The 23,306-nt window shown below is 73.1% G+C and carries 21 protein-coding genes; 10 read left to right on the top strand and 11 right to left on the bottom strand.

Annotated elements, in window-relative coordinates; genetic code table 11:
* Positions 1–2 precede the first annotated feature (2 nt).
* From IG94_RS0106830 to IG94_RS0106815, 4 genes are all read right to left on the bottom strand, one after another.
* Positions 3–1,055, bottom strand: coding sequence for an ABC transporter permease (locus IG94_RS0106830; protein WP_052410577.1), 1,053 nt, complete (start codon positions 1,053–1,055; stop codon positions 3–5).
* Positions 1,052–2,623 carry an ABC transporter substrate-binding protein gene (locus tag IG94_RS0106825; protein ID WP_031032465.1) on the bottom strand — a complete coding sequence of 524 codons (1,572 nt, stop codon included), beginning with the start codon at positions 2,621–2,623 and terminating at the stop codon, positions 1,052–1,054. Before IG94_RS0106825 ends, IG94_RS0106830 begins: the two co-directional genes overlap by 4 nt.
* Positions 2,624–3,180: 557 nt before the next feature.
* Positions 3,181–4,098, bottom strand: a complete 918-nt coding sequence (locus IG94_RS0106820) for a DsbA family oxidoreductase (protein ID WP_031032463.1) — start codon at positions 4,096–4,098, stop codon at positions 3,181–3,183.
* On the bottom strand, positions 4,095–4,547 hold the full coding sequence (locus tag IG94_RS0106815; protein WP_031032462.1) for an RrF2 family transcriptional regulator: 453 nt from the start codon (positions 4,545–4,547) through the stop codon (positions 4,095–4,097). The genes IG94_RS0106820 and IG94_RS0106815 overlap by 4 nt, the downstream gene beginning before the upstream one ends.
* A gap of 139 nt (positions 4,548–4,686) precedes the next feature.
* Here IG94_RS0106815 and IG94_RS0106810 point away from each other — a divergent pair, with 139 nt between their 5' ends.
* Positions 4,687–5,193 (top strand): cupin domain-containing protein, encoded by a 507-nt coding sequence (locus IG94_RS0106810; protein ID WP_031032461.1) that lies wholly within the window; start codon positions 4,687–4,689, stop codon positions 5,191–5,193.
* Between the two features lie 13 nt (positions 5,194–5,206).
* Here the strand turns inward: IG94_RS0106810 and IG94_RS0106805 are convergent, their stop codons facing one another.
* Genes IG94_RS0106805 through IG94_RS0106790 form a run of 4 tightly spaced genes read right to left on the bottom strand, consistent with a single transcriptional unit; the run spans position 5,207 to position 9,057 of the window.
* A complete protein-coding gene (locus IG94_RS0106805) occupies positions 5,207–5,665 on the bottom strand; it encodes a MaoC family dehydratase (RefSeq protein ID WP_031032459.1) in 459 nt (152 codons plus the stop codon).
* Positions 5,662–7,245: an acyl-CoA synthetase gene (locus IG94_RS0106800; protein WP_052410576.1), complete on the bottom strand. Its 1,584-nt coding sequence runs from the start codon at positions 7,243–7,245 to the stop codon at positions 5,662–5,664. Before IG94_RS0106800 ends, IG94_RS0106805 begins: the two co-directional genes overlap by 4 nt.
* An 11-nt stretch (positions 7,246–7,256) precedes the next feature.
* The gene (locus IG94_RS0106795; protein ID WP_157852223.1) at positions 7,257–8,129 is read right to left on the bottom strand and encodes an amidohydrolase family protein; all 873 of its coding nucleotides are present in this window, start codon (positions 8,127–8,129) and stop codon (positions 7,257–7,259) included.
* A gap of 16 nt (positions 8,130–8,145) precedes the next feature.
* Complete coding sequence (locus IG94_RS0106790; protein ID WP_031032451.1) at positions 8,146–9,057, bottom strand: SDR family oxidoreductase; 912 nt, start codon at positions 9,055–9,057, stop codon at positions 8,146–8,148.
* 185 nt (positions 9,058–9,242) lie between these two features.
* Between IG94_RS0106790 and IG94_RS0106785 the strand changes: the two genes are divergently transcribed.
* Positions 9,243–9,707, top strand: coding sequence for a MarR family winged helix-turn-helix transcriptional regulator (locus IG94_RS0106785; RefSeq protein ID WP_052410575.1), 465 nt, complete (start codon positions 9,243–9,245; stop codon positions 9,705–9,707).
* 43 nt (positions 9,708–9,750) lie between these two features.
* On the opposite strand, the gene IG94_RS0106780 is transcribed toward IG94_RS0106785, so the two are convergent.
* Positions 9,751–10,758, bottom strand: a complete 1,008-nt coding sequence (locus IG94_RS0106780) for a PaaX family transcriptional regulator (protein WP_031032448.1) — start codon at positions 10,756–10,758, stop codon at positions 9,751–9,753.
* 138 nt (positions 10,759–10,896) lie between these two features.
* Here IG94_RS0106780 and IG94_RS0106775 point away from each other — a divergent pair, with 138 nt between their 5' ends.
* From IG94_RS0106775 to IG94_RS0106740, 8 genes are read left to right on the top strand one after another with little or no spacing between them, the layout of a single operon-like run.
* Entirely contained in the window at positions 10,897–11,820 is a 924-nt protein-coding gene (locus IG94_RS0106775; RefSeq protein ID WP_078892190.1) for a transporter substrate-binding domain-containing protein, read from the top strand.
* A gap of 27 nt (positions 11,821–11,847) precedes the next feature.
* A complete protein-coding gene (locus IG94_RS0106770) occupies positions 11,848–12,753 on the top strand; it encodes an amino acid ABC transporter permease (RefSeq protein ID WP_031032443.1) in 906 nt (301 codons plus the stop codon).
* Positions 12,750–13,607, top strand: a complete 858-nt coding sequence (locus IG94_RS0106765) for an amino acid ABC transporter ATP-binding protein (protein ID WP_078892189.1) — start codon at positions 12,750–12,752, stop codon at positions 13,605–13,607. Before IG94_RS0106770 ends, IG94_RS0106765 begins: the two co-directional genes overlap by 4 nt.
* Positions 13,604–14,746, top strand: a complete 1,143-nt coding sequence (locus IG94_RS0106760; protein WP_031032438.1) for a CapA family protein — start codon at positions 13,604–13,606, stop codon at positions 14,744–14,746. The genes IG94_RS0106765 and IG94_RS0106760 overlap by 4 nt, the downstream gene beginning before the upstream one ends.
* Entirely contained in the window at positions 14,743–15,981 is a 1,239-nt protein-coding gene (locus IG94_RS0106755; RefSeq protein ID WP_031032436.1) for a CaiB/BaiF CoA transferase family protein, read from the top strand. The genes IG94_RS0106760 and IG94_RS0106755 overlap by 4 nt, the downstream gene beginning before the upstream one ends.
* 57 nt (positions 15,982–16,038) lie before the next feature.
* Complete coding sequence (locus IG94_RS0106750) at positions 16,039–17,175, top strand: 2-hydroxyacyl-CoA dehydratase family protein (protein WP_031032433.1); 1,137 nt, start codon at positions 16,039–16,041, stop codon at positions 17,173–17,175.
* The gene (locus tag IG94_RS0106745) at positions 17,172–18,425 is read left to right on the top strand and encodes a 2-hydroxyacyl-CoA dehydratase family protein (protein ID WP_031032431.1); all 1,254 of its coding nucleotides are present in this window, start codon (positions 17,172–17,174) and stop codon (positions 18,423–18,425) included. Before IG94_RS0106750 ends, IG94_RS0106745 begins: the two co-directional genes overlap by 4 nt.
* Complete coding sequence (locus IG94_RS0106740) at positions 18,418–19,920, top strand: MDR family MFS transporter (RefSeq protein WP_031032428.1); 1,503 nt, start codon at positions 18,418–18,420, stop codon at positions 19,918–19,920. The genes IG94_RS0106745 and IG94_RS0106740 overlap by 8 nt, the downstream gene beginning before the upstream one ends.
* A gap of 58 nt (positions 19,921–19,978) precedes the next feature.
* Here the strand turns inward: IG94_RS0106740 and IG94_RS0106735 are convergent, their stop codons facing one another.
* Positions 19,979–21,244 carry an alpha/beta hydrolase family protein gene (locus tag IG94_RS0106735; RefSeq protein ID WP_043483039.1) on the bottom strand — a complete coding sequence of 422 codons (1,266 nt, stop codon included), beginning with the start codon at positions 21,242–21,244 and terminating at the stop codon, positions 19,979–19,981.
* Between the two features lie 173 nt (positions 21,245–21,417).
* Positions 21,418–23,196: a CocE/NonD family hydrolase gene (locus IG94_RS0106730; protein WP_157852221.1), complete on the bottom strand. Its 1,779-nt coding sequence runs from the start codon at positions 23,194–23,196 to the stop codon at positions 21,418–21,420.
* Positions 23,197–23,306: the final 110 nt, after the last annotated feature.

The following is a 23,306-nucleotide window of genomic DNA, read 5'->3' as shown; positions in this document are numbered from 1 at the left end:
TCTCACACCCCCCTCTGCGAGGCCGGCGTGACGCGCGCCAGCAGCAGGTTGACGACGAGGTTGAAGGCGACGACCAGCGCGATCGACACCACGAGGACGCCTTGCACGGCCGGCACGTCGCCGGCCTGGGCGGAGTCGTTGGCGAACCGGCCGAAGCCCTGCAGCCCGAAGATCCACTCGGTGACCACCGAGGCGCCGACCAGCGACGGGAACTTCAGCCCGAGGGTGGCGAGCGTCGGGCCCAGGCCGTTGCGCAGCACGTGCACGAAGAAGATCCGCCGCGGGCCGAGTCCCCGTACGACCGCGCCCGTCACGTAGTTCTCCCGGTACGCGGCGACGAGGCTGGAGCGCAGTTGCCGCGCGACGTCGGCGACGACGTCGAGGCTCAGCGCCAGCGCCGGAAGCGTGATGTGCGCGAGCCACGGCCCGAAGCCCTGCTCCGCCGGGACGTACCCGGCGGAGGGGAACAGGTGCAGCTGTACGGCGAGCACGGCGACCAGCACGATGCCGACCACGAACGCGGGCATCACCGAGATCACCGTGACGAACCCGGTGACCGCGCGGTCCACCCACGTGGTGCGGCGCAGGGCCGCGAGCGTGCCGAGCGCGAAGCCCAGCACCACGCCGATGACCAGCGCGAACGTGGCGACGGAGAGACTGACGCCCAGACCGAGGCCGATGAGCGTGGAGATGTCCGCGCCGTTGGTCCAGCTCGAACCGAGCTGTCCGTGCAGGACACCGCCGATCCAGTCGCCGTACTGGACCAGGAAGGGCCGGTCCAGGCCCCACTCGGCCTCGACCCGGGCGACGGCCTCGGGTGTGGCCTGCTCGCCCAGCTGGATGCGGGCGGGGCTGAGACCGCTCAGCGAGCGCAGCGCGAAGGTCACGAACGTCGCCACCAGGAAGACCGGCACGAAGACGGCGACCGACCGGGCGAGGACGACCAGGACCCGGCCCAGCGCGTGCCGCGCACGCTTGGCGGTGAGCCCGCCGGAGGGCTCGGGCGCGGGTCCGCCGGCCGGGGCAGGTTCCGGCGGCGCCTCGGTGGCCGTCACGAGGCCGCCCCCTTGCCGCCGATGGTCACGCCGGTCCAGTCGAGGTGGGCGGGGTTCTTCGGCAGCCCGGAGACCGACTTGCTCTTGGCGATCAGGTTGGGCTGGGAGTACGTGAAGACCAGCGCCTTGCTGTCCAGGCCGGCCCGCGTCGCCTCCCGCAGCACCTGCGGGTACTCCGGCGCGTCCAGCGGGGTCTGCCGCACCTTGGCGATCGCCGCCTCGAAGCCCTCCGGCTCGTAGGGGGTGCTCAGGTTGAGTGGCCCGTCCGGCCCGAAGTGGGCGGTGAGCGTCTGGGCGGCGGAGTCCCGGCCGGTGGTGCCGTAGAGCGAGAAGGTGAGGTCCTTGGCGAAGAACGGCGTGGACCAGTTCTTGTCGATCTTGATGTCGACGGTGATGCCGACCGCGGCCAACTGCGACTGCACGATCTCCGCCTGCGGGTCCTCCTCCGGGATCACCAGGTCGAGCTTGATGTCCCCCGACCGGTAACCGGCCTCGGCCAGCAGCTTCTTCGACTTGGCCGGGTCGTAGGGGTAGGCGTCCTCGGACTCGGGGTCGTAGGCCACGTAGCCCTTGGGGAAGGGCTGATTGGTCGCCTCGCCGTAGCCGAAGGTCAGCTTGTCGACGAACTCCTGGCGGTTGACCGCGTGCCGCACCGCGTCGACGACCTTGTCGTTGTCGAAGGGCGCCTTGTTGACGTTCAGGCTGATGTTGGAGGCGTTGAACCCGGGCTGGACGAAGACGTCGAGGCCGGCCTTCTTGGCGGCGTCCGCCTGACTCGGGGCGATGTCGGCGAAGTTGTACACGCCGGTCTGCAGTCCGGAGACGACCGTGGAGGCGTCGGGCGCCGAGGTCAGTTCGACGTTGTCGATGTGGATGTTGTCCGCGTCCCAGTACTCCGGGTTCTTCTTCAGCACCGCCTTGGTGCCGGGGACGATCTGGGTGACGGTGAACGGGCCCGCGCCGACCGGGTTCTGGTCCAGCTTCTCGGGCGCGGCGGCTGCCTTCGGGCTGGCGATCTGCAGGACCCGCTGGCCGAGCAACTGGGGTATCTGGTAGTCGACCTGGTTGAGGTTCACGGTGGCGTCCAGGCCCTTCGCGTCCACCGACTCGATCGATGTCAGGTCGCCGAAGAGCGCCGAGTTCTTCTGCTTCTGGGCCCGTTCGACGGCCGCCTTGACGGCGGCGCCGTCCACCGGTTCGCCGTCGCTGAACTTCAGTCCGGGGCGGAGGTGGAAGGTGATCCGGTCGCCCTCGTCGTTGTACTCCCAGCTCTCGGCGAGGTCGGGAACGGCCTTGCCGGACTCGTCGGTGCGGGTCAACGAGGCGTACACGAGGGAGAGTTCGCGGAACTGGGCGCCACTTCCGCCGACCACGGGGTCCCAGTGGGCGGGGAAGTAGGTGGAGGTCCACTTGAGGGTGGCGTCGCCGCTCGCGGAGGCCGCGTCGCCGCCGCACGCGCTGAGGGCGGGGACGAGCACGATGGCGAGGGCGGCGCCGAGCGCGGTGGCACGCGGGCGGCCGGATCGGCGGTGCGGTCCGGGGCGGCGGGGCGTGATTCGTCCGGGCATGTCGTACTTTCTGTGACGGCCCCGGGTCCGGTCCGGGCGGGCCGGAGCGGGACGGGGCAGGGGGCGGTCGCCCGTCCGCGTCCGGCGCCGGCCCGGGTCACGGCAAGGGCGACGAGGGTGCGGCGGGGCACGGCTGGGTGCGGCGGGGTGTACTGCGGGGGCGGTTGTCCTGGGCGGGCCGGCGCCCGTGTCGGCGCACGTCACGCGGGGATCGCATCGGCGTCGGCCGCTGTCCGGACGCGGGCCGGGCGGGGGAGCGGCGAGGATCGGACGGCGCGACGCACGGCGGTGGGCGTCGCGGGTGCCGGGCCGGCTCGGACGAGAGGTGGGCGGCGGCCGGTGCCGGCCGGGAGGCCGGGCGCCGCCGGGCCGCGGGCGGCGGTCGGTCAGCGACAGAGAGCGCTGCAGGTGCGCCGCAGGTCCACGTAGCGGCACACCACGGCGGGGTGCGTCGTGAGCATGTTGCACATCCTGGGGCCAGTCATGAGGGGCTGTCAATGGACACCAATTGGTGTCTCATTGGGCGGGACGAGCTTCCGTCGCAGTTCAGAGCCTTGTCACGGTCGGTCGGGGGCGCCGGGCCTGGTCGCCGGGTGCGTCGCCGCCTCTTCGGGGTGCAGCCACAGCGGGCCGTTGCCCGTCTCGGCGCGGACCGCCCACGCCGGTGGCTCGTGCCCGTCCGCCAGCAGCTCCAGCTCCGGCCCCGTCAGGGTCCGGTGGCACAGCAACGCCTCGTCCGGCGACTGCCGCACGGTCCGGAACACCGCCCCGGGGCACAGCTCGCCGACCGCGGCCTCGTACGCCTGGAGGGGGCGGAGTCCCGGGACCACGCGGTGCCCGGACCGCGACCGCACCAGCACGGTCGGCAGCGCGTACCGGCGGCCGCCGTCCTCGGTCTCCTTGGCGGCGCCCGGATGCGGTGAACCGCCCGGCGCGGAGCGCGCCTCGGGCACCGGGCGGCGCGCCTCGCTCCGGTCGGCCAGCACCCGCTCCCGCACGGCGTCGGACAGCGCGTCGGCGGACAGCCGGTCCGGGTCGAGTCCCGGTGTGCCCCGTACCGCCGACAGCGCCAGCTCGTGGGTGTCGGCCGGTTCGCCGAGCACGAAGACCGTCTCCCGCAGCCGGCGCAGCACCCGCTCGGCCACGTCCGGCCCCTGCGCCTCGGCGGCCTTGGCGACGAGCGACGCGGGCCACGAACTCGCCGCCACCCGGCTCAGCCGCGCCGCCCGAGGGGCACCGGTGTGGCGGGCGACGTCCTCGACGTACCGCGCGTACCAGGCGGTCTCCGCCGCGGGATCGGGGGCGGGGTCGTCGTCCTCGTCTAAGAGGATGCAGAACACGCGGCGCCAGCGGACCCCGTCGGGCAGGGCGGCGCGCAGCCGGCGGAAGACGGGCTCCGAGCCCCATGCCCAGGGGCACAGCGGATCGGTGTACTCGACCACCTCCGCCCGGTGCCCGTCGGGTGCCGCACTCACGCGGCGCCCTTCCCGGCCGGGGCCCGGCCCGCCGCCGCGGTGAGCGCGTCCTCGGCCGGCAGCAGCGAGGCCACGGTCACCCCGCCCAGGACTGCCGCCGCGTCGCTCTCGATCCGGCGCCACAGGTCGGGCAGCCGGCCGGCGGCGCCGGGATAGTCCAGCGCGGCGAGCGCCTCGCCGCGCAGGGTGAGCAACTCGCCGTCCACGACACGGGAGACGTCGAGCAGGGTGATCTCGTCGGCGGGCCGGCCGAGCCAGTAGCCGCCCTCGCAGCCGCGCTGGCTGCGGACCAGCCCGGCCCTGCGTAACTCGCCCACGACGGACTTCAGGAAACGGAACGGGATCTGCTGCGAGTCGGCGATGGCCTCGCAGGTCAGCGGGCGGGCGGGGGTACGGGCGAGCTCCAACAGGGCCCGCGTGGCGTAGTCCGCCTTCGCGGAGATATGCATGCGCCCATGATGCCCGAGCCGGCCGCCGTGCCAAGGTCCCGCGACGGATCCCCCGCCTCCGTTGCGGGAACGTTGCCGCAGGTGAACGGCAAAGGACACCTCTTGACATCTTTTCCCGCGGCCTTCTAGCGTCCCCGCCATGAGCGAGCCGCTGACAGCCCCCGGTGAGGGCTTCCACCCGCACCTCCACGACGCCCCCGGGCAGCCGGTCACCCCCCTGCGCGGCCGGCTGCACCACATCCGGGCCGACGCCCTGGACGGGGACACCGCGCAGACGGGCGGGATGCGCAGGTTCGCGGCCGTCAGCGGACGCGCGGTGGGCTCCGAGAAGCTGTGGATGGGCCAGACGCACGTCGCCCCCGGCACGTCCTCCTCCGACCACCACCACGGCGAGTCGGAGACCGCCATCTACGTGGTCGGCGGGCACCCGGAGTTCGTCTTCCTGGACGAGGCGGAGGGCCGCGAGGAGGAGGTGCGGCTGCGCACCTCTCCCGGCGACTACATCTTCGTCCCGCCGTTCGTCCCGCACCGGGAGGAGAACCCCGACCCCGCGGAGGAGGCGGTGGTCGTCATCGCGCGCAGCACGCAGGAGGCGATCGTGGTCAACCTGCCGCAGCTGTACGCGCTCCCGGTGCGGGAGAGCTGATCCGGCGCCGCGGTCAGGCGTAGTGCCGGTACACGGCCTGCGCCACGCAGGCGGGCTTCTCCACGCCCTCCACCTCGACGGTGAAGGCCACGCCCATCTGCACGCCGTCGCCCTTGACCTCCTCGACCGAGTCGACCACCCCGTGCAGGCGGATCTTCGCGCCGACCGGCACGGGGCTCGGGAAACGGACCTTCTCCAGGCCGTAGTTGACGCTCATGGAGATGCCGGAGATCTCCAGGAGGTCGCCGAACATCGGGATGATCAGGGACAGGGTCAGGTAGCCGTGGGCGATGGGCCCCTTGAACGGGCCCTCCTTGGCCTTCTTTGGGTCGGTGTGGATCCACTGGTGGTCGTCGGTGGCGTCGGCGAAGGTGTTGACGCGCTCCTGTGTGATCTCCAGCCAGTCGGTGCGGCCGAGGTCGCGGCCGGCGAGGGAGGTGAGGCCCTCGATGCCCCGGGCGGTGGTGCTCATGGCGTACTGCCTTTCGGTGAGGGGGAGGTGGAACTCTCGGGGACGGCGGGTCCGGCGGACGGTGCCGGGTGAGCCTTCCGCACGGCCGGTTTGAGGATCTTGCCGGAGGCCGTGCGGGGCAGGTCCGCGGCGAACACGACCGTCTTCGGGATCTTGTACTTGGCCAGCCGGCCCCGCAGGTGCGCGAGGAGCTCCGGCCCGTCGGCCCGGCCGCCGTCCGCCAGGACGACGACGGCGTGGCCGACCTCGCCCCAGACCTGGTCCGGCACTCCGACGACCGCGCACTCGCGCACGGCCGGATGGCTCAGCAGGGCGTCCTCCACCTCGGCCGGGTACACGTTCTCCCCGCCGGAGACGAACATGTCCTTGACCCGGTCGACGATGTAGGCGTAACCGTCCTCGTCCGTGCGGGCGACGTCGCCCGTGCGCAGCCAGCCGTCGTCGGTGACGGCCGCCGCGGTGTCCTCGGGGCGGTTCCAGTAGCCGGACATCACGTTGGGCCCCTGGACGAGGATCTCGCCGCGCTGCCCTGCACCGGCGGTGCTGCCGTCGGGGAGGGCCACCCGGGCGTCGGTGAAGAAGTGCGGGACGCCCGCGGAACCCGCCTTGGCCGAGGTCTGCTCCCGGTCCAGGAGGAGCACGCCGGGGGACGCCTCCGTCATGCCGTACCCCTGGCTGAAGGCCAGGCCGCGGGCGAGGTACCGCTCGATGGTGCGGGCCGGTACCGGTGCGCCGCCGCAGTTCAGGGAGCGCAGGCTGGACAGGTCGGCCGTCTCCCAGCGCGGGTGGGCGGCCATCGCGTCGTACATCGTGGGCACGCCGAACATGTACGTCACGCGTTCGCGCTCGACCGCCTCCAGCACGGTCCCCGCGTCGAAGGCCTCCAGCAGTACGACCCGGCCGCCCTTGAGCAGGGTCGGCAGGCAGGTCATGTTGAGCCCGGCGGTGTGGAACAGCGGGGCGACGACCAGGGTGACCTCGTCGCCGGTCAGGTCGGTGTCGACGAGGACGTTGAGACTGTTCCAGGTGATGTTGGCGTGCGAGAGCACCGCGCCCTTGGGGCGGCCCGTCGTCCCGGAGGTGTACATGATCAGGCACGGATCGTCCGGGGCGACGGCCTCGTCGAGCGGCTCGGTGGAGCCGCCCGCGATCAGGTCCTCGTAGCCGAGGGCCCCGCCGCCGGGTGCGCCGAGCGTGACGCGGTGCCGGACGCCGGTGTCCGCGGCGGCAGCGGTGGCCGTCTCCGCCTGCTCCGCGCCGTGCACCAGTACCGTGCTGCCGCTGTCGACGAGGCTGTACGCCAACTCCGGTGCGGCGAGACGGGTGTTGAGCGGGACGAGGACGGCGCCGAGGGCGCCCGCGGCGAACAGCGTCTCCAGGAAGGCCGGCTGGTTGGGGCCCAGGTGGGCGACCCGGTCGCCGCGGACGACGCCGAGGGCGCGCAGCGCGTGCGCCAGGCGCAGGACCCGTTCGTGCAGCTCGCGGTAGGTGGTCCCGGTGCCCCGGTGGACCACCGCCGTACGCGCGGGTGTCCTGCGGGCGCGGCGGGCGGGCCAGGAGCCGATGCCCTGGTTCAGCACGGCGTCCTCCCTCAGTCCTTGCGCAGGCCGAGCAGGCGGGCGGCGTTGTCCTTGAGGATCCTGGGCCGGACCTCGGGCTTGATGTCGAGCTTGTCGAAGTCGGCGAGCCAGCGGTCCGGGGTGATGACCGGGTAGTCGGACCCGAAGAGCACCTTGTCCTTGAGGAGCGTGTTGGCGTACCGGACCAGCTGCGGCGGGAAGTACTTCGGCGACCAGCCCGACAGGTCGATGTGCACGTACGGCTTGTGCGTGGCGACGGCCAGCGCCTCGTCCTGCCAGGGGAAGGAGGGGTGCGCCAGGATGATCCGCAACTCGGGGAAGTCCACGGCCACGTCGTCGACGAGCATGGGATCGGAGTACTTCAGCCGGATGCCGCCGCCCCCGGGCACCCCGGCGCCGATCCCGGTCTGCCCGGTGTGGAACAGCGCGGGCACGCCCAGTTCCTCGATCGCCTCGTAGAGCGGGTACGCCAGCCGGTCGTTCGGCGAGAACGCCTGGATGCTCGGGTGGAACTTGAAGCCGCGCACCCCGTGTTCCTCGACCAGGCGGCGTGCCTCCCGGACCCCCGCCCGGCCCTTGTGCGGGTCGACACTGGCGAACGGGATGAGCACGTCGGCGTGGGCGGCGCAGTTCTCGGCGACCTCCTCGTTGGCGATCCGGGGATGGCCGGTGGCGTGCTCGGCGTCCACGGTGAACACCACGGCGGCCATCCGCCGCTCCCGGTAGTGCGCCGCCATCTCGTCGATGGTCGGCTGCCGGTGGCCGTGCGCCTTGAAGTACTCCTCGGACGCCCCGAAGAGCTCCGGGCTCAGCGCGCCGTGACCGGAGCGGGAGACCTCCGCGTGGGTGTGGACGTCGATGGCGGTGAGGGCGTCGACGTCGATGGCCGAGTCGCTCATGTCAGGCCCCCGGTGCCGTGGGAGCCGGGATGCCGTACGTCTCGGGCTCGGCGCCTACGCCGTCGTGCCAGCGCTCGCCGATCGCGTCGGCGCTCCAGCCGCCGTCGGCGAAGGCGACCGCGCCCTCCTTGGGGTGGGCCCACAGGGCCAGCCGGTCGCCGCCGATGCCGATGGCCTGCCCGGTGACGTCCTTGGCGCCGTCCGACGCGAGGAAGGTGATCAGGCCCGCCACGTCCTCGACGGTGCCGAGGCCCTCGTCCTTGCGCAGCCAGTCCGGCAGCGGCGTGCCGGTGCGCTCGGCCTCCTCGATGGCGGGCGCGAAGGCCGGGATCGTCCTGGTCATCTCGGTGGCGGCGACGGGGACGACCGCGTTCACGGTGATGCCCGCCCGGCCCAGCTCCATCGCCCAGGTCCGGGCCATCGCCACGATGCCGGCCTTGGCGGCGGCGTAGTTGGTCTGGCCGAAGTTGCCGCGCTGGCCGGCGGGGGAGGAGATCAGGATCAGCCGCCCGCCTTCGCCCTGCTCGCGCATCCGCACCGCCGCCGCCCGGGCGCAGGTGAACGTGCCGCGCAGGTGGACCTTGACCACGGAGTCGAAGTCGTCGTCCGTCATCTTCCACAGCACCCGGTCGCGGAGGATGCCCGCGTTGGTGACCAGGACGTCCAGCCGGCCGAACTCCCGCACCGCCGCCTCGGTGAGCTGCTCGGCGGCCTCGCTGTCGCCCACGGCGGCGACGACGCCCGTGGCCCTGCCGCCGGCCGCGGTGATGGTGCCGACCGCCTCGTCGACCACGTCGGCGTCGACGTCGTTGACCACGACGGAGGCGCCCGCGGCGGCCAGGGCCCTGGCGTACGCGAGTCCCAGACCGCGCCCGCTCCCGGTGACGACGGCGACCTTGCCCTGCAGATCCATGGCTGTGCCTCTTCCTGATGGCGGTGGGGTTCCTGAGGGGCGGCGAGGCCGACCGGGCCGTCACCCGTGACTGATCGACAGGAATCCTGTCGTTCGACTTCAGTGTTCTCTTTCAACAGGAATCCTGTCAATGGCTTAGGGTGGTCCGCTGTGAGACGCGAATCGGCAGTCGGCGGAGGCACGGGATGACGCGAGCGCATGAGTGGCCCGCAGGGGACGCCGAGGCGGCGGACGAGGCGGGGCCGTCGCTGCTCTACCTGCTCAAGCGGACCGAACTCGTGGTCCGCGCCCGTCTGGAGGAGCTGCTCAAGCCGGCGGGCGTCACCGCGCTGCAGTACACCGCGCTGACCGTGCTGGAGCGGCACGACGGCATCTCCGCCGCGCAGTTGGCCCGCGACTCGTTCGTCACGGCGCAGTCGATGGCGGACATGGTGCGCGCCCTGGAGAGCCGGGGCCTGGTGCGGCGCGAGCCCAACCCCGGCAACCGGCGGGAGAAGGTGATCCTGCTCGCCGACGCCGGGCGGCGGCTGCTCGCCGACCACGCCGAGCCCGCCCGGCTCCTTGAGCGGCGGATGGTGGCGGACCTCGGTGCCGCCGACGTCGAGCGTTTCCGGGAGGCGCTGAAGAGTGCGCACCGCGCGCTGTCCTGAGCCGCGCCGGAGGGGGCCGGTCGCCGGGGACCGGCCACCGGGGTCACGACCTGGAGCGCGTCACCTCGTCCAGCCGCCGGGCCGCGGTGGCCTGCTCGAACGGAGTGTCCCCGTGCGCCCTGCGGTCGCCCAGCGAGGCGTACAGGTCGGCGATGGCCGCGGAGTCGTGGTGGGAGGCCAGGTCGGCCAGTTCGGGTGAGACCGTGCCGAGAATCTGCCGGAACCGCAGTTCGGCCAGCGGTCCCAGGCGGTCGTAGATCTCCAGGAAGACCCGCTGGGCGCGGGGCCGGTCCCAGTCGGGAGGCAGCAGCTCGGCCGGCAGGTCCGGGTCGGTCTCCGGGAACCGCCGCCAGGCCACCCGGAGTTCGGTGCGGATACGCAGCGCCTCGGCCGGGCTGATCAGACCCGCGGCGAGGCTTTCGAGGACCGGCTCGTAGCGTTCGGTGAAGGCGCGGTACTCCTTGCCCAGCGCCGTCAGGTCGAACGCCGAGACCGGATCGCCCTGCCGCGTCCCCCCGGGTACCGCGGCCGAGCGCAGCACGGTCGCCGTCTCGATGCCCAGCTCCCGCAGCAGGGCCTGCGCGTCCGCGCCGAGGTCGTGCGGCGACACCCACACGCCGTCGTACAGCGCCGCGAACCGCAGCAGCCGCAGCCGGGAGCGCAGCGCGGTGCGCAGTCCCCGGGCCTGTTCGGGGACGGAGAACGCGACGACCGTCCACCGCCCGTCCCACTCGGGCGCGGTCGCGCCGAAGGTCAGCATTCGGTGCGCGCGCTCGACGATCACCTCGGAGGTGCGCGCCGGGATGCCGTACGCCGTGGTGCGTCCGCTGCGCGAGGTGTCCAGGAGTCCGCGGGCCACGAGACGGCGCATCGCGGCCCGCGCGCCGTCGGACGTCACGTCGAAGTCGGCGAGCAGCCTCACCAGGGCGGTGGCGGGGATGTGTTCGTCGCGCCAGTACCAGAAGTCGCCCAGCAGGGAGGTCAGCAGGAGTTGGGGCTCCGCCCCGTTCTGAGCCCGGGGCAGCTCGGCCTTCAACAGGTCCTTGCCCATGGCACCTCGGTTCCTTCGGTGGCCTTCGCGTCGCATCGAAAGTATCGCACGACTCTTGTCATAGGCGACACCTCATGCGACGCTCGGCATCGATACCGACAATGACGCGGATCTCTCCCCATGCAAGGGAACACCTTCATGCGTAACTTTCGAGGCCACCGTCGGTGGCGAACATGTTGCACCCTCACGACCGCGCTCGTCTCCGCCGTGATTCTCGCCGGCTGCGCCGCGGACGAGGAGGAAGGCGTCTCCAAGCCCTCCGTTCCCGAGGTGAAGGCACTCCACGACGCCCTGCCGCAGTCGGTCAAGGACGCCGGCGTCCTGCGGTTCGCGGGTGACTCGCACCCGCCCTTCCGCTCGGTCGGCGCCGACGGCACCGTGACGGGCATCGACACGGACCTGCAGGAAGCACTCGGGCAGGTACTCGGAGTACGCACCGAGATCAGAATCGTGAACAACCTCCCCGCCGCGCTCCAGGGCATGCTCAGCGGGCGCTACAACGGCTTCAACGGACCCGTGCAGGCCACCGCCGAACGCGAGCGCCAGTTCGACACCGTCACCTGGATGACCAGCCGCACGTCCTACGTCGTGCCCAGGACGGGCAAGGCCGGGATCTCCTCCGCCGCCGACCTGTGCGGCAAGCAGGTCGCCGTGGTGAAGGCGAGCATCGTCGAGGGCCAGTTGGAGAAGCTGTCCAAGTTCTGCACCGGGCAGGGCAGGCCGGCCGCCGAGTCGATCGGGCTCGACGACACCAACGCCACCCTGCTCGCCGCGCAGTCCGGCCGCGCCGACGCCGCCGGGATGACCCAGGCCGCCGCCATCGACGTCACCGAGTCCCAGTCGGACAAGTACGAGTACGTCACCCAGACCGAGGAGCAGGGCGCCACCACCGACAACCTCGCCCTCCTCGTGCCCAAGGAGGGCGGGCTCGGGCCGGTGGTCCAGAAGGCGTTCCAGAAGCTCGTCGACAACGGTGAGTACCGGCGCGTCATGGAGCACTGGGGGCTGAAGGACGTGATGGTCGACCGACCCGTCCTGAACATCGCCGGCGAAGAGAGCTGAACCGTGGCCGGACCCATCTCACCGACGGTGAGCAAGAGTTCCACCGACCCGCGGACCGACGACGTCGCCCTGTCCAGGCGGCGCGTACGCCCCTGGCGGGTGGTGGCCGGCGTGCTCCTCGCGCTCGTGGCCGTGCTCCTCGTCCACTTCCTGGTGACCAACCCGCGCCTGGAGTGGGACGTCGTCGCGGAGTACCTCCTCGAACCCTCGGTGCTCTCCGGACTCGGCACCACGGTGTGGCTCGCCGTCGCGGCCACCGTGATCGGCGCCGTGATCGGCGCGATCCTGGCGGCGGCGCAGATGTCCGGGTTCCCGCCCGTCCGCTGGGCCGCCACCCTCTACATCGGCGTGTTCCGCGGCATTCCGCCGCTGGTGCAGCTCATCTTCTGGTTCAACCTCGCCTACCTCCTGCCGCGCATCTCCATCGGGGTCCCCTTCGGTCCCGAGTTCGCCTCCTGGGACGCCAACGAGGTGATCACCCCGGTGACGGCCGCCGTCGTCGGACTGTCGCTCGTCGAGTCCGCGTACATGGCGGAGATCATCCGCGGCGGGCTCCTCGGCGTGGAGCAGGGGCAGCGCGACGCGGCCCGCGCCATGGGTTTCACCCCGGGCCAGACCTTCTTCCGCGTGGTGCTCCCGCAGGCGATGCGCGTGATCATCCCGCCGGGCGGCAGCCAGTTCATCAGCGTGCTCAAGGGAACAGCGCTGGTCTCGGTGATCGCCATGGCCGATCTGCTGCACTCGGTCCAGGTCGTCTACAACCGCACCTACGAGATCGTCCCCATGCTCATCGTGGCCTGCCTCTGGTACCTCGCCGTGGTCACGCTGTTCACCGTCGGACAGCGCTGGCTGGAGCGGCACTTCTCCCGGGGCCACACCACCGGCGGCGCAGCCCGCCGTCCGAAGAAGACCTCTGACGGAGCGTCCGCATGACCACTGAACCCGCCCTGCGCGTGCGGGGCATCCGCAAGAACTTCGGCGACCACGCCGCCCTCGACGGGGTCGACCTCGACGTCGCCGACGGGGAGGTCGTCACCGTCATCGGGCCCTCCGGCTCCGGCAAGTCGACCCTCATCCGGTGCGTGCACCAGCTGGAGACCATCGACTCCGGCGCCATCCACCTCGACGACGAACTGCTCGGCCACGAACGCCACCGCGGCGCCCTGCGCCCGCTGAGCGCCCGCAGGGTCGCCGCCCAGCGCGGGCGGATGAGCATGGTCTTCCAGCAGTTCCACCTCATCCCGCACTTCACCGTGCTGCGCAACATCACCGAGGCGCCGGTGCGCGTCCACGGCCGCTCCCGCGAGGAGGCCGAGACCGAGGCCCGCGCCCTGCTCGAACGCGTCGGCCTCGCCGACCGCGCCGGCCACTACCCGCGCCAGCTCTCCGGCGGCCAGCAGCAGCGGGTCGCGATCGCCCGGGCCGTCGCCGCCCGGCCCCGCGTCATGCTCTTCGACGAGCCCACCAGCGCCCTCGATCCCGAGCTGGTCGAGGAAGTACTGGGCGTGATGCGGCAGTTGGCCGCCGACGGCATGACGATGGTCGTGGTCACCCACGAGATCGCCTTCGCCCGCGAGGTCGCCGACCGCTGCGTGTTCATGGAGGCCGGCCGCATCGTCGAGAGCGGAACGCCCGACGAGATGCTCACCAACCCCCGCACCGCGCGCCTGCGTTCGTTCCTCTCCCGGCACCACGACTCCCGCCGGCGCGACCCCCGCCACGACCCCCGCCACCCCGATCCCCGGCACGGCGACAGCCCCGCCACCCCTCAGGAGACCGTCACGTGATCACCGTTGCCTCGGTCGGGGACCTCATCCTCGACGAGCCCGACCCCGCCTCGTTCCTGGCCCCCTCGGCAGCCCTGCTGAGCGCCGCGGACGTCACCGTCGGGCACGTCGAGGTCCCGCACTCGACCACCACCGTCCAGCAGAGCACCGACGTCCCCGCGCCCCCGGCCGACCCCGCCGCCCTCACCGCCCTCGCCGAGGCCGGCTTCGACGTCGTCACGCTCGCCGGCAACCACATCAACGACGCGGGCGCCGAGGGCGTCGCCGACACCGTCGCCCACGCCCGCCGGGCGGGCCTCGCCACCGCCGGCGCGGGCGCCGACCTCGACGAGGCCAGGACACCGGCCGTCGTCGAACGCGGCGGACTGCGGATCGGCGTCCTCTCCTACAACTGCGTGGGCCCGCGCGAGTCCTGGGCCACCTCCCGCAAGGCCGGCTGCGCCTACGTCCACGTCCTCACCCACTACGAACTCGACCACGCCAGCCCCGGCGGACCGCCGAAGATCTACACCTTCGCCGACCCGGACAGCCTCGCCGCCCTCCAGGACGACGTGTCCCGCCTGCGCGAACGGGCCGACGTCGTCCTCGTCGGCCTCCACAAGGGCGTCGGCCACACCCCCGCCGCCGTCGCCATGTACGAGTCACCGGTGGCCCGGGCCGCCGTCGACGCCGGCGCCGACGCGGTCTTCGGCCACCACGCCCACATCATGCGCGGCATCGAGACCTACCGGGGCCGCCCGATCTTCCACGGCCTCGGCAACTTCGTCACCGTCACCCGCGCGCTGACCCCGGACGCGAGCAGCCGCTCCAGCGCCGAGCTGACCGCCTGGGCCCGGCGCCGCAAGGAGCTGTACGGCTTCGCCCCGGACCCCGGCATGCCCGCCTACCCCTTCCACCCGGAGAGCCGCAACACCGCGATCGCCGTGTGCCGCTTCGACGCCGACGGACTCGTCGAGGCGGCCCTCGAACCCTGCTGGATCGACGACCGGGGTCGCCCCGTGCCCTGCGGCGGCACCGAGGAGGGCCGGCGGGTCACCGACTACATCGAGCACATCACCCGCACCGCGGGACTCAACGGCCGGTTCGTCCGCGAGGACGGCCGCGTACTGATCGAGCTGAACACCGAGAGGGCATCATGAGCGACCAGCCACTGGCCGGACGGACCGTCATCGACCTGACCACCGCGCTGGCCGGCCCCTACGCCACCCTGCTCCTCGCCGGGCTCGGCGCCACCGTCATCAAGGTCGAGAACCCGGCCACCGGCGGCGACTCCTCGCGCAACAACGCGCCCTACGTGGGCGGGGACGGCCTCTCCGTCTCCCGGCAGAACCCCGACGACATGTCGGTCTCCATGCTGGCCCGCGGCCGCAACAAGCAGAGCGTCACCCTCAACCTCAAGGACGAGCGCTCCCGGCGGGTCTTCGCCGACCTGGTGCGCGACGCCGACGTCCTCGTCGAGAACTACAGCCCCGGCGTGACCGGGCGGCTCGGCATCGACTACGCCGCCGTCCACGAGCTGAACCCGCGCCTCGTCTACACGTCCATCACCGGCTTCGGCAGCCAGGGCGGCCCCGGCTCCGGCAAGGCGATGGACTCCATCATCCAGGCGCTGTCCGGCGTCATGCTCACCGCGGGCGAACCGGACGAGGGACCGGTGCGCTTCGGCCTGCCCGTCGGCGACATGCTCGCCCCGCTCTTCGCGGTGATCGGCACCCTGTCGGCCCTCATGCAGGCCGACCAGAGCGGCGAAGGCCAGCATGTCGACGTGTCGATGCTGGGCGCCCTCACCTCCCTGGTGGCGTGCGAGCCCTTCGACGCCTTCGCCGCAGTCGGCATGCCCCAGCGCACCGGCGCCATGGTGCCCCGCCTCGCCCCCTTCGGCATCCTGCCGACCGCCGACGGGCACATCGCGCTCTCCGCGCCCACCGACGCCTTCGCCCACGGCGCCCTGCGCGCCGTCGGCCGCCCCGACCTGATCGAGGACACCCGCTTCCACAGCCGTGACCAGCGGGTCCGGCACGCCGACGAGATCCACGCCCTGATCCGGGAGTGGAGCAGCGCCCGCCCCACGGCCGAGGCGCTCGACGCGTTCACCGAGCACGGCGTGCCGGCGGCCGAGGTGCGCGAACCCCGGGACGCCGTACGGGACCCGCTCGTGCAGCGGCGCGAGGAGGTCGTTCCGGTGGTCCACCCGACGCACGGCCCCGTCGAGGGCCTGGCCACCACCGGCGTCCCCATCCGGTTCTCCGCCGCCCGCGCGGGCTTCGACCGGCCCGCCCCGGCGCTCGGCGAGCACAACGACGCGGTGTACCGCGAGAAGCTCGGCTACAGCCCCGAGGAGATCGCCGAGCTGGCCGCCGAGTCGGTGATCTGATCCCGCCGCACCCGGGTCGCCGCCCCACCGCACACCCGTACCACCTGGAGGAACCCCATGTCCGCTGCCCTCGCGCGGCTCACCTCCCACGGCACCGACCGCCGCGCGGCCGCCGACGAGTTCAGAGCGCGCCACCACGGCGGGGTGATCGGCTACGTCGGCGCCGACGTGCCCGTGGAGTACATCACCGCGGCCGGCCTGCTGCCCCTGCGCCTGTCCGGCACCCCGGGCGCCCCGAGCGCGGCCGGCGACCGCTGCCTCGGCACCGGGCTCGACCCCGCGGCCCGCTCGGTCCTCACCCGCCTGCTCGACGGCGACTTCGGACCCCTGGACGGCGTCGTCGTCTCCCGTGACTGCGAGGCGTCCCTGCGGCTGTTCTACGCACTGCGCGAACTGCGCCGCGTCGACCCGGCCCTGGCCCTGCCACCGGTGCACCTGGTCGACGTACTGCACCTGCCGCACCGCACGACCACCCGCTATGTGCGGGCCAAACTCGGCCAGTTGCGCGCCACCGTCGAGACCTGGGCCGGCCGGTCGATCGGCGACAGCGCGCTCGCCGACGCCATCACCGCCCACGACAGGCTCCGCGAACTGCTCACCGGAGCCGCCGCCCTGCGGCGGTCGCACCCGGCCCGCCTCACCGGCACCCAGGCACTGACCGTCGTGGCCGCGACCACCGCACTGCCCGTCGACCGCGCCACCGCGCTCCTCGAAGCACTGCTCACCGAGGCGGACCAGCTGCCCGAGCACGAAGGACTCAGAGTGTTCCTCACCGGAAGCCCGCACGACACGGACCACGTCTACACCGCCCTGGAGGACAGCGGCCTGCTCGTCGTCGGCGAGGACCACGACTGGGGCGACCTGCTCTTCCTGCGCCGCACCGCCGCCCCCACCGAGGCCGCGCTCGCCGAGCGCTACCAGTACAACGGCCCCGCCGCGCCCCGCGCCTCGATCCGCGCCCGCGCCGCGCACACCCGGCGTGCGGCCCGGGAGTGCGGCGCGCAGGCCCTCGTCAGTTACGCCCGGATACGCGACGACGCCCCGGGCTGGGACTACCCGGCCCAGCGGGAGGCGACCGGGCTGCCGTCCGTGCGGCTGAGCCGGCAGCCGTACGGCGCGCTCGGCGACGAGGCGGCCGAGGCGCTGGCCGCACTGGCGGGACCCCTGCGGGTCCCCGCGGAGCCGGCCCGATGAGCGCCGCCCGACTGGCCTCCGCGTCGGCGGCCACCGCCCACCAGCGGCAGTGGTTCGCCGACCTGCACCAGGAAGTGGCCGCCGGCGGGGACCTCGCCCTGGTCAACGCCGACGCCCCGCAGGAGATCTTCCGCGCCATGGGCATCCCGTACGTCGTCAACCAGTGGTGGTCCTCGATCGTCACGGCCAAACGACGCGCCCAGGACTACCTCGGGCTCCTGCGCGAGCGCGGCTACCCCGACGACAGCGAGCAGTACAGCTCCATCCCCCTGGCCTCGGCCTTCGACCCCGACCCGGCGAACGCGCCCTGGGGCGGCCTGCCCCGGCCCACCATCGTGCTCACGGAGACCACCGGCGACGCCTCCCGCAAGATCTTCGACATCTGGGACACCCAACCGGGCGTCTCCTTCTACCCGTTGGAGAGCGCCGCCGAGAACGACGTCCCCGCCCGCTGGTGGGAACTGATGCCGCGCGACTGGGAACGGGCCGTCGGCAGCGACCGCCTGGACCTGATGACCGGTGAACTCGAAGGACTCATCCGGTTCCTGGAGCAGACCACCGGCCGGGTGTTCTCCGAGACCCGCTTCGCCGAGGTCATGGACCTCGTCAACGAGCAGCAGGAGTGGAACCGCCGCACCCGCGACCTGATCGCCCGCGCCCGCCCCTGCCCGCTGCCGGTCAACGACAGCATCCCCAGCGTGATGATCCCGCAGTGGCACCGCGGCACCACCTGGGCACGCGACGCCGCCCGCGCCTTCCACGACGAGGTCGCCGAGCGCGTCTCCACCGGGGCGGCCGTCTGCCCCGAAGAACGGGCCAGGCTCATGTGGATCGGCCGCGGGCTCTGGTTCGACCTCGACTTCTACCGGCGCTTCGAGCAGAGCCACGGCGCGGTGTTCGTCTGGTCCATGTACCTCGCGATCGCCGCCGACGGCTACCTGCGCTACGGCGGCGACCCGCTGCGCGCCCTCGCCGCCCGCTTCGCCGCCTTCTCCGACCAGCTCTACACCCCGCCCTGGTCGGCCGAGTGGTACGTGAAGGAGGCCCGCCACCACGGCGTCGACGGGGTCGTGCACCTGGTCTCCGAGGACGCGCGCGGCAGTTACTTCACGACCCGCGCCCTGGAGGCCGCCGGCATCCCGGTGCTGGAACTGCACGCCGACAACGTGGACGCGCGCAGCGCCGACGGCGACGCCCTCACCCGCACGGTCGGCGACTGGCTCGACCGGCGCGTGCGCGCCGGTGACTGACCCGGCCGACGCGTCCTCGCCGCCCGCCGACCCGGCGCCCGCCATGCGGACGGTGCTCTCCGGGGCACTGGCCGCACTGTTCGTCGGCTCGCTCACCAACACGATCGTCGGCATCGCGCTGCCGACGATCGCCGGCGAGCTGGGCGGCCAGGATCAGGTGCCGTGGGTGGCGAGCGCGGCCCTGCTCACCATGACGGTCGCGACGCCGCTGTGGGGGAAGGCCGCCGACCGCAAGGGACCCAGGCCGCTGCTCCTGGCCGCGCTCGGCGTCTTCGTCGCGGGCTCACTGGTGGCCGGCTGCGCACCGGAGATGAGCGTGCTGATCGCCGGGCGCGCACTGCAGGGCGTCGGCGCGGGCGGCGTCCTCGCGCTCACCAACGCCCTCGTCGCCGGACTCGTCCCGGCACGCCGACGCGGCCTCTACACCGGCTGGTTCGGCGTGGCGTTCGGCACCGCCTCCGTCGCCGGACCCCTGGTCGGCGGGCTCCTCGTCGGCGTGCCCGGGCTCGGCTGGCGCTGGTGCTTCCTCGGCGTCATCCCCGTCGCCCTGGCCGCCGCCCTGCTGGTGCGGCTCGCACCGCACCGCGTCCCCGACGCCCCTCGCGGCGGCGTCGACGTCCTCGGCGGCGCCCTGCTCGCGGCCTGCGCGTCCACTCTCGTGCTGCTGCTGTCGGCAGGTGGCCGGGCGTGGCCGTGGCCGTCCTGGCCCACGGCCGCGCTCGGCGGCGCGGTGCTCGTGCTGGCAGCGGGATGCGTGCACCGCGAACGCCGCGCCGCCGACCCGATCCTGCCGCCCAGCCTGTTCGCCCGGCCCGGACTCGCCGTGGCCTGCGCGACGAGCTTCCTGGTCGGCGCGGTCATGTTCGGCGGCGTCATCTACCTGCCCCAGTACCTCCAGGTGGTGCGGGGCCACGGGGCCACCGGGGCCGGACTGCTGATGCTGCCCCAGGTCGGCACGATGATCGCGGCCTCCACCCTCTCCGGGTACCTCATCAACCGGACCGGCCGCTGGAAGGTGTTCCCGGTCGTCGGCTGCGCCCTGGTGACCGCCGGCGCCGTCCTGCTGTCGCCGCTCGCGCCGGACACCTCCGCGTGGTGGCTCGCCGGGGCCATGGCCGTCCTGGGCCTGGGCACGGGGCTGACCCAGCAGGTGCTGGTGCTGGTGGCGCAGAACGCCGTCGGCGCCGGCGACGTCGGAGTGGCGGGAGCGGCGGCCACCTTCAGCCGCACGCTCGGCGGTGCGGTCGGCGTGGCCGCGTTCGGCGCGATGATCTCGGCCCGGCTGCGTTCCGGACTCCCCTCCGGCCAGGATCCCGACACTCTGCTCGGCACCCCGGAGCGCGTCGCCGAACTGCCCGCTCAACTCGCCGACTCCGTACGGACCTCCTACACCGCGGGTCTCGCGTCCGTCTTCCTGGTGGCCGTCCCCCTCGCGGCGGCCGCCCTCGCCGCGGTCACGCTGACCCGCGAGACCCCGCTCGACACGCGCCGGTAGCCTTGCCGGCAGTGCGCAAAGGGCCCGCTCGTCCGGCGGGCCCTTCGGTGCGTGCGGCTCAGCCGGAGTACGGCCGGTTGAAGACGGGCGGCCGGTAGCGCACGTAACGGCCGGGGTCCTTCCCGGCCCCGTCCGCCAGCCGGTTCAGGCCGGCCGGCGTGGTCGAGTCCGACCAGCGTCCGGTCGTGAGCCGCTCGGTCATCGCCGTGAGCGCCGCGATCTGCTCGGCGGGCGTGAACGTGCAGTGCCCGACCGTCCGCAGGTAACTCTGGCGCAGCAGCGCCGCCTTGCCGGCCGTACGCACCGCCTCCCCGTACGCCTGCTGCTGGGCGACGGTGGAGATCTGGTCGCCGACCGGACTGACCGTGAGCACCGGGATCTCCAGGTCGCCGTCGAAGACGATGCCCCTCTCCAGGTACGCCACCGAGTGCGGATCGGCCTCGATCCTCGGCGCGCGGGACAGCGCCCCCAGGTCGGCACGGACGTCCAGGCCCGCACGGGCGTACAGCTCCCGGACCGTCCGCCGCTGTTCCGGGGCCGCCGCCGCGAACTGGCGGGCGTAGTCGACGCCCGTGTTCCAGGAGGGGTTGCCGCCCGCCAGCGTCTCGATGGACCGCCGGCTGCTCATGGCCTGGCCGATGTACGGCTGCGAGCCGCCGGAGAGGGCGAGGTACATGCCCTCCTGCACGGCGTCCGCGTCGTCCGGGTCGGGCACGGGCGTCGCCGCGCCGTCCGGGGCCAGGCCCCAGCCCGGCAGCTGGCCGATCGCCGCGGCCAGCCCGATCCGGGCCCGGCCCGCGGGGGTGGCCTGCGCCGAGGCCAGCGCCGACCTCCAGTCCGCGGTGGCCCGTTCGGTGTCCGCGGGGATATCCGTGACGGGCAGCGCGCTGTCGGGGAAGAGCAGGTTCTTCAGCGTGAAGACCGTGTCGAGTTTCTGGTTCCACTGCCCCACGGCGCCGCCGAGGCCGCCGCAGAAGGGCACGGCGGCGTCGAAGGCGTCCGGGTGGACCTGCGCGACGCCCGCCGACACGAAACCGCCCATCGAGCGTCCGGAGGCGATGGCCCACCGGGCAGGTCCGACGGCCTCCTCGAACTTCCCCAGCGCGGATGCCTGGTTGTCGATGGCGTCGGCGATGCGCCAGCCCGTGACGTCGCGGGTGGTGCCGCCCACGGCGTAACCCCGCCCGGTGAGTTCCGCGGTCAGCGGCTCGTCGGCGGCGCGGCTCACGAAGTCGAGGTCGACGACCACGATGCCGTTCCAGCGGTCGGGCACCACGAACCGGTACGGCGTGCCGTCGGCCAACTCGCCGCCGGTGCAGGTCACGTGAACAGGGCTCCCTTCGGGGCACGGTCCGGTGCCGCGCGGCGCGGCACCCGCCGCCGGGGCGGCGAGCGCCGCCACCCCGACGACCGCGAGGCACACCGCGACGGCATCGCGCAGTACTCGTGTCCGCCCGGTCCGTCCCGTCCGTCCCGTCCTCCTCGTCGGCACGGCGCTCACCGCGCGACCGGGAGGACGACCGACGACGCCCGGGCCGGCTCGCGGTGCACGGTGTACACGGGAGCCGGGCTCACCTCGGTGCGGTCGCTCTCGCGCACGTCGGCCCCGGTGACGGTCACCCGCAGCCGGTGCCCGGCGGGCACGACCGAGGACAGGGGCAGCATGTCGAAGTCGACACGCTCCGCGCGGCCCTCGGGCATCGCCTCGGCGTCCTCGGCGTTGCCCCGGTGCCACGGCGTGTCGAGCACGTCGTAGGGCGCCCGCTGCGTGCCGCGCAGCGCCAGCCGGAGCCGGCCGTCGGTGAGGATGCGCACGGTGCCGTCCGGGGCGACGTCGGACAGGTAGGCGAAGACGTTGCCGTCGGGCGCGGTGGAGGACAGGCGCAGCGAGACCTCGGGATGGCCGGTGAGTTCGACGTCGTCCTTCAGCGGAGCCGTCGTCCAGGTCAGCCCCTTCTCGTCCTGCGGGCAGGTCTGTTCCTGGTCGATCGGACCGGGGCAGCTCACCGAGTAGTCGACGGGGTAGGCGTCGCCGCCGCCCTTCCCGTGCGGCCGGGAGCGGCCCAGAGTGCCGTCGTTGACCGAGTCGACCGTGCCGCTCGTGCCGCCGCCGAGGTAGTAACGCGTCGGGCGGGCGGACGGCTTCGGCGGCCACTGCCGGGCGTCGCGCCACTGCCCCGTGCCGTCGGAGGAGCCGGTGTAGTAGTGCACCTCGGGCTCCCGCATGATGCCGTTGTCCACGCCCTTGAGCCAGTGGTCGAAGAACCGGTGCCGCTCGGCGACGATGTCGAAGCCCTGGTTCTCGCAGTGCAGCCACGGGCCGACGAGGACCTTGTGCGGGTTGCTGAGCGTCGCCGCGCTGACCAGGCTCTCCTTGCGGAAGTCGTCGTCCCAGCCGTCGTAGCTGTAGATGGGGACGCCGGAGCGCTCGATGGCGTCCTTGTAGGTGGCGACGCTGTACTCGGGCCACGGCTGTGTACCGACCGAGGCGACCTCGCTGTCCCGGTAGGGCGCCTTGCGCCACATGTCCCGCAGCGAGGTGTTGGCCTGGTGCTGCTCCACCGCCTGCCGCAGCAGGGCGCCGTCGGCGTCCGCGTCGACGGGGAGGTTGCGCAGGTCCTCCTCGCGGGTGCGGTTGGGGCCGACGCCCCAGTTGGCCCGGATGCCGCCGCGCTGGAAGGCGTCGTACTTGTGGAACGAGTAGTTGCCCGCGAAGACGGCCTTGAGGTGGGGCGCCCCCACGGTCGCCGCCTGCATCGCGGCGTCGCCCGTGTTGGAGCAGCCGAACACGCCGACCTGGCCGTCGCTCCAGGACTGCGCGGCCAGCCACTCGGTGACGTCGTACGCGTCGGAGGCCTCCGTGCGGGAGTGGTAACCCGTCATCGTGCCGAAGGAGGCGCCGTTGCCGCGGCGGTCGACGAAGGCCACCGTGTAGCCGTACCTGGTGAGTTCGGCCATGCCGCTGGTGACACCACGCAGGTCGACCGCGCCGTCCCCGGCCCGCGAGGCCCGGCTGAGCTGGTGCTCCCAGACGACGGGGAAGGGCCGCTCGACCGCCTTGCCGTCGACGGCCGGGCGGTAGAGATCGACGGCGAGGCGGGTGCCGTCGCGCGTGGGCAGGTACTGCGAGGTGCGCACCCACTCGTCGTAGAGCACGGGCGAGTAGCCCGCGTACTCCCCGGGCCGCGACACCCGTTCGGGTCCGCCGGATCCACCGGCCGCGGCCGGCCCTCCGGCCGTGGCGGTGATCAGGAGCGCCGCGAGCACAGTCGTCACACGTTTCAGTCGCACTGTCCGACCTCTCTGTCGGGGACGCCGAGAACCGGTGCGGGTCTCAGGCGTGGAACGCCCGCAACAGAATGGTCTTCAGGTGAGTCGACCGTCAA

It is taken from the genome of Streptomyces olivaceus (genome assembly GCF_000721235.1).
Taxonomy (GTDB): Bacteria; Actinomycetota; Actinomycetes; order Streptomycetales; family Streptomycetaceae; genus Streptomyces; species Streptomyces olivaceus.
This window is presented reverse-complemented; position numbering and strand designations above follow the sequence as displayed.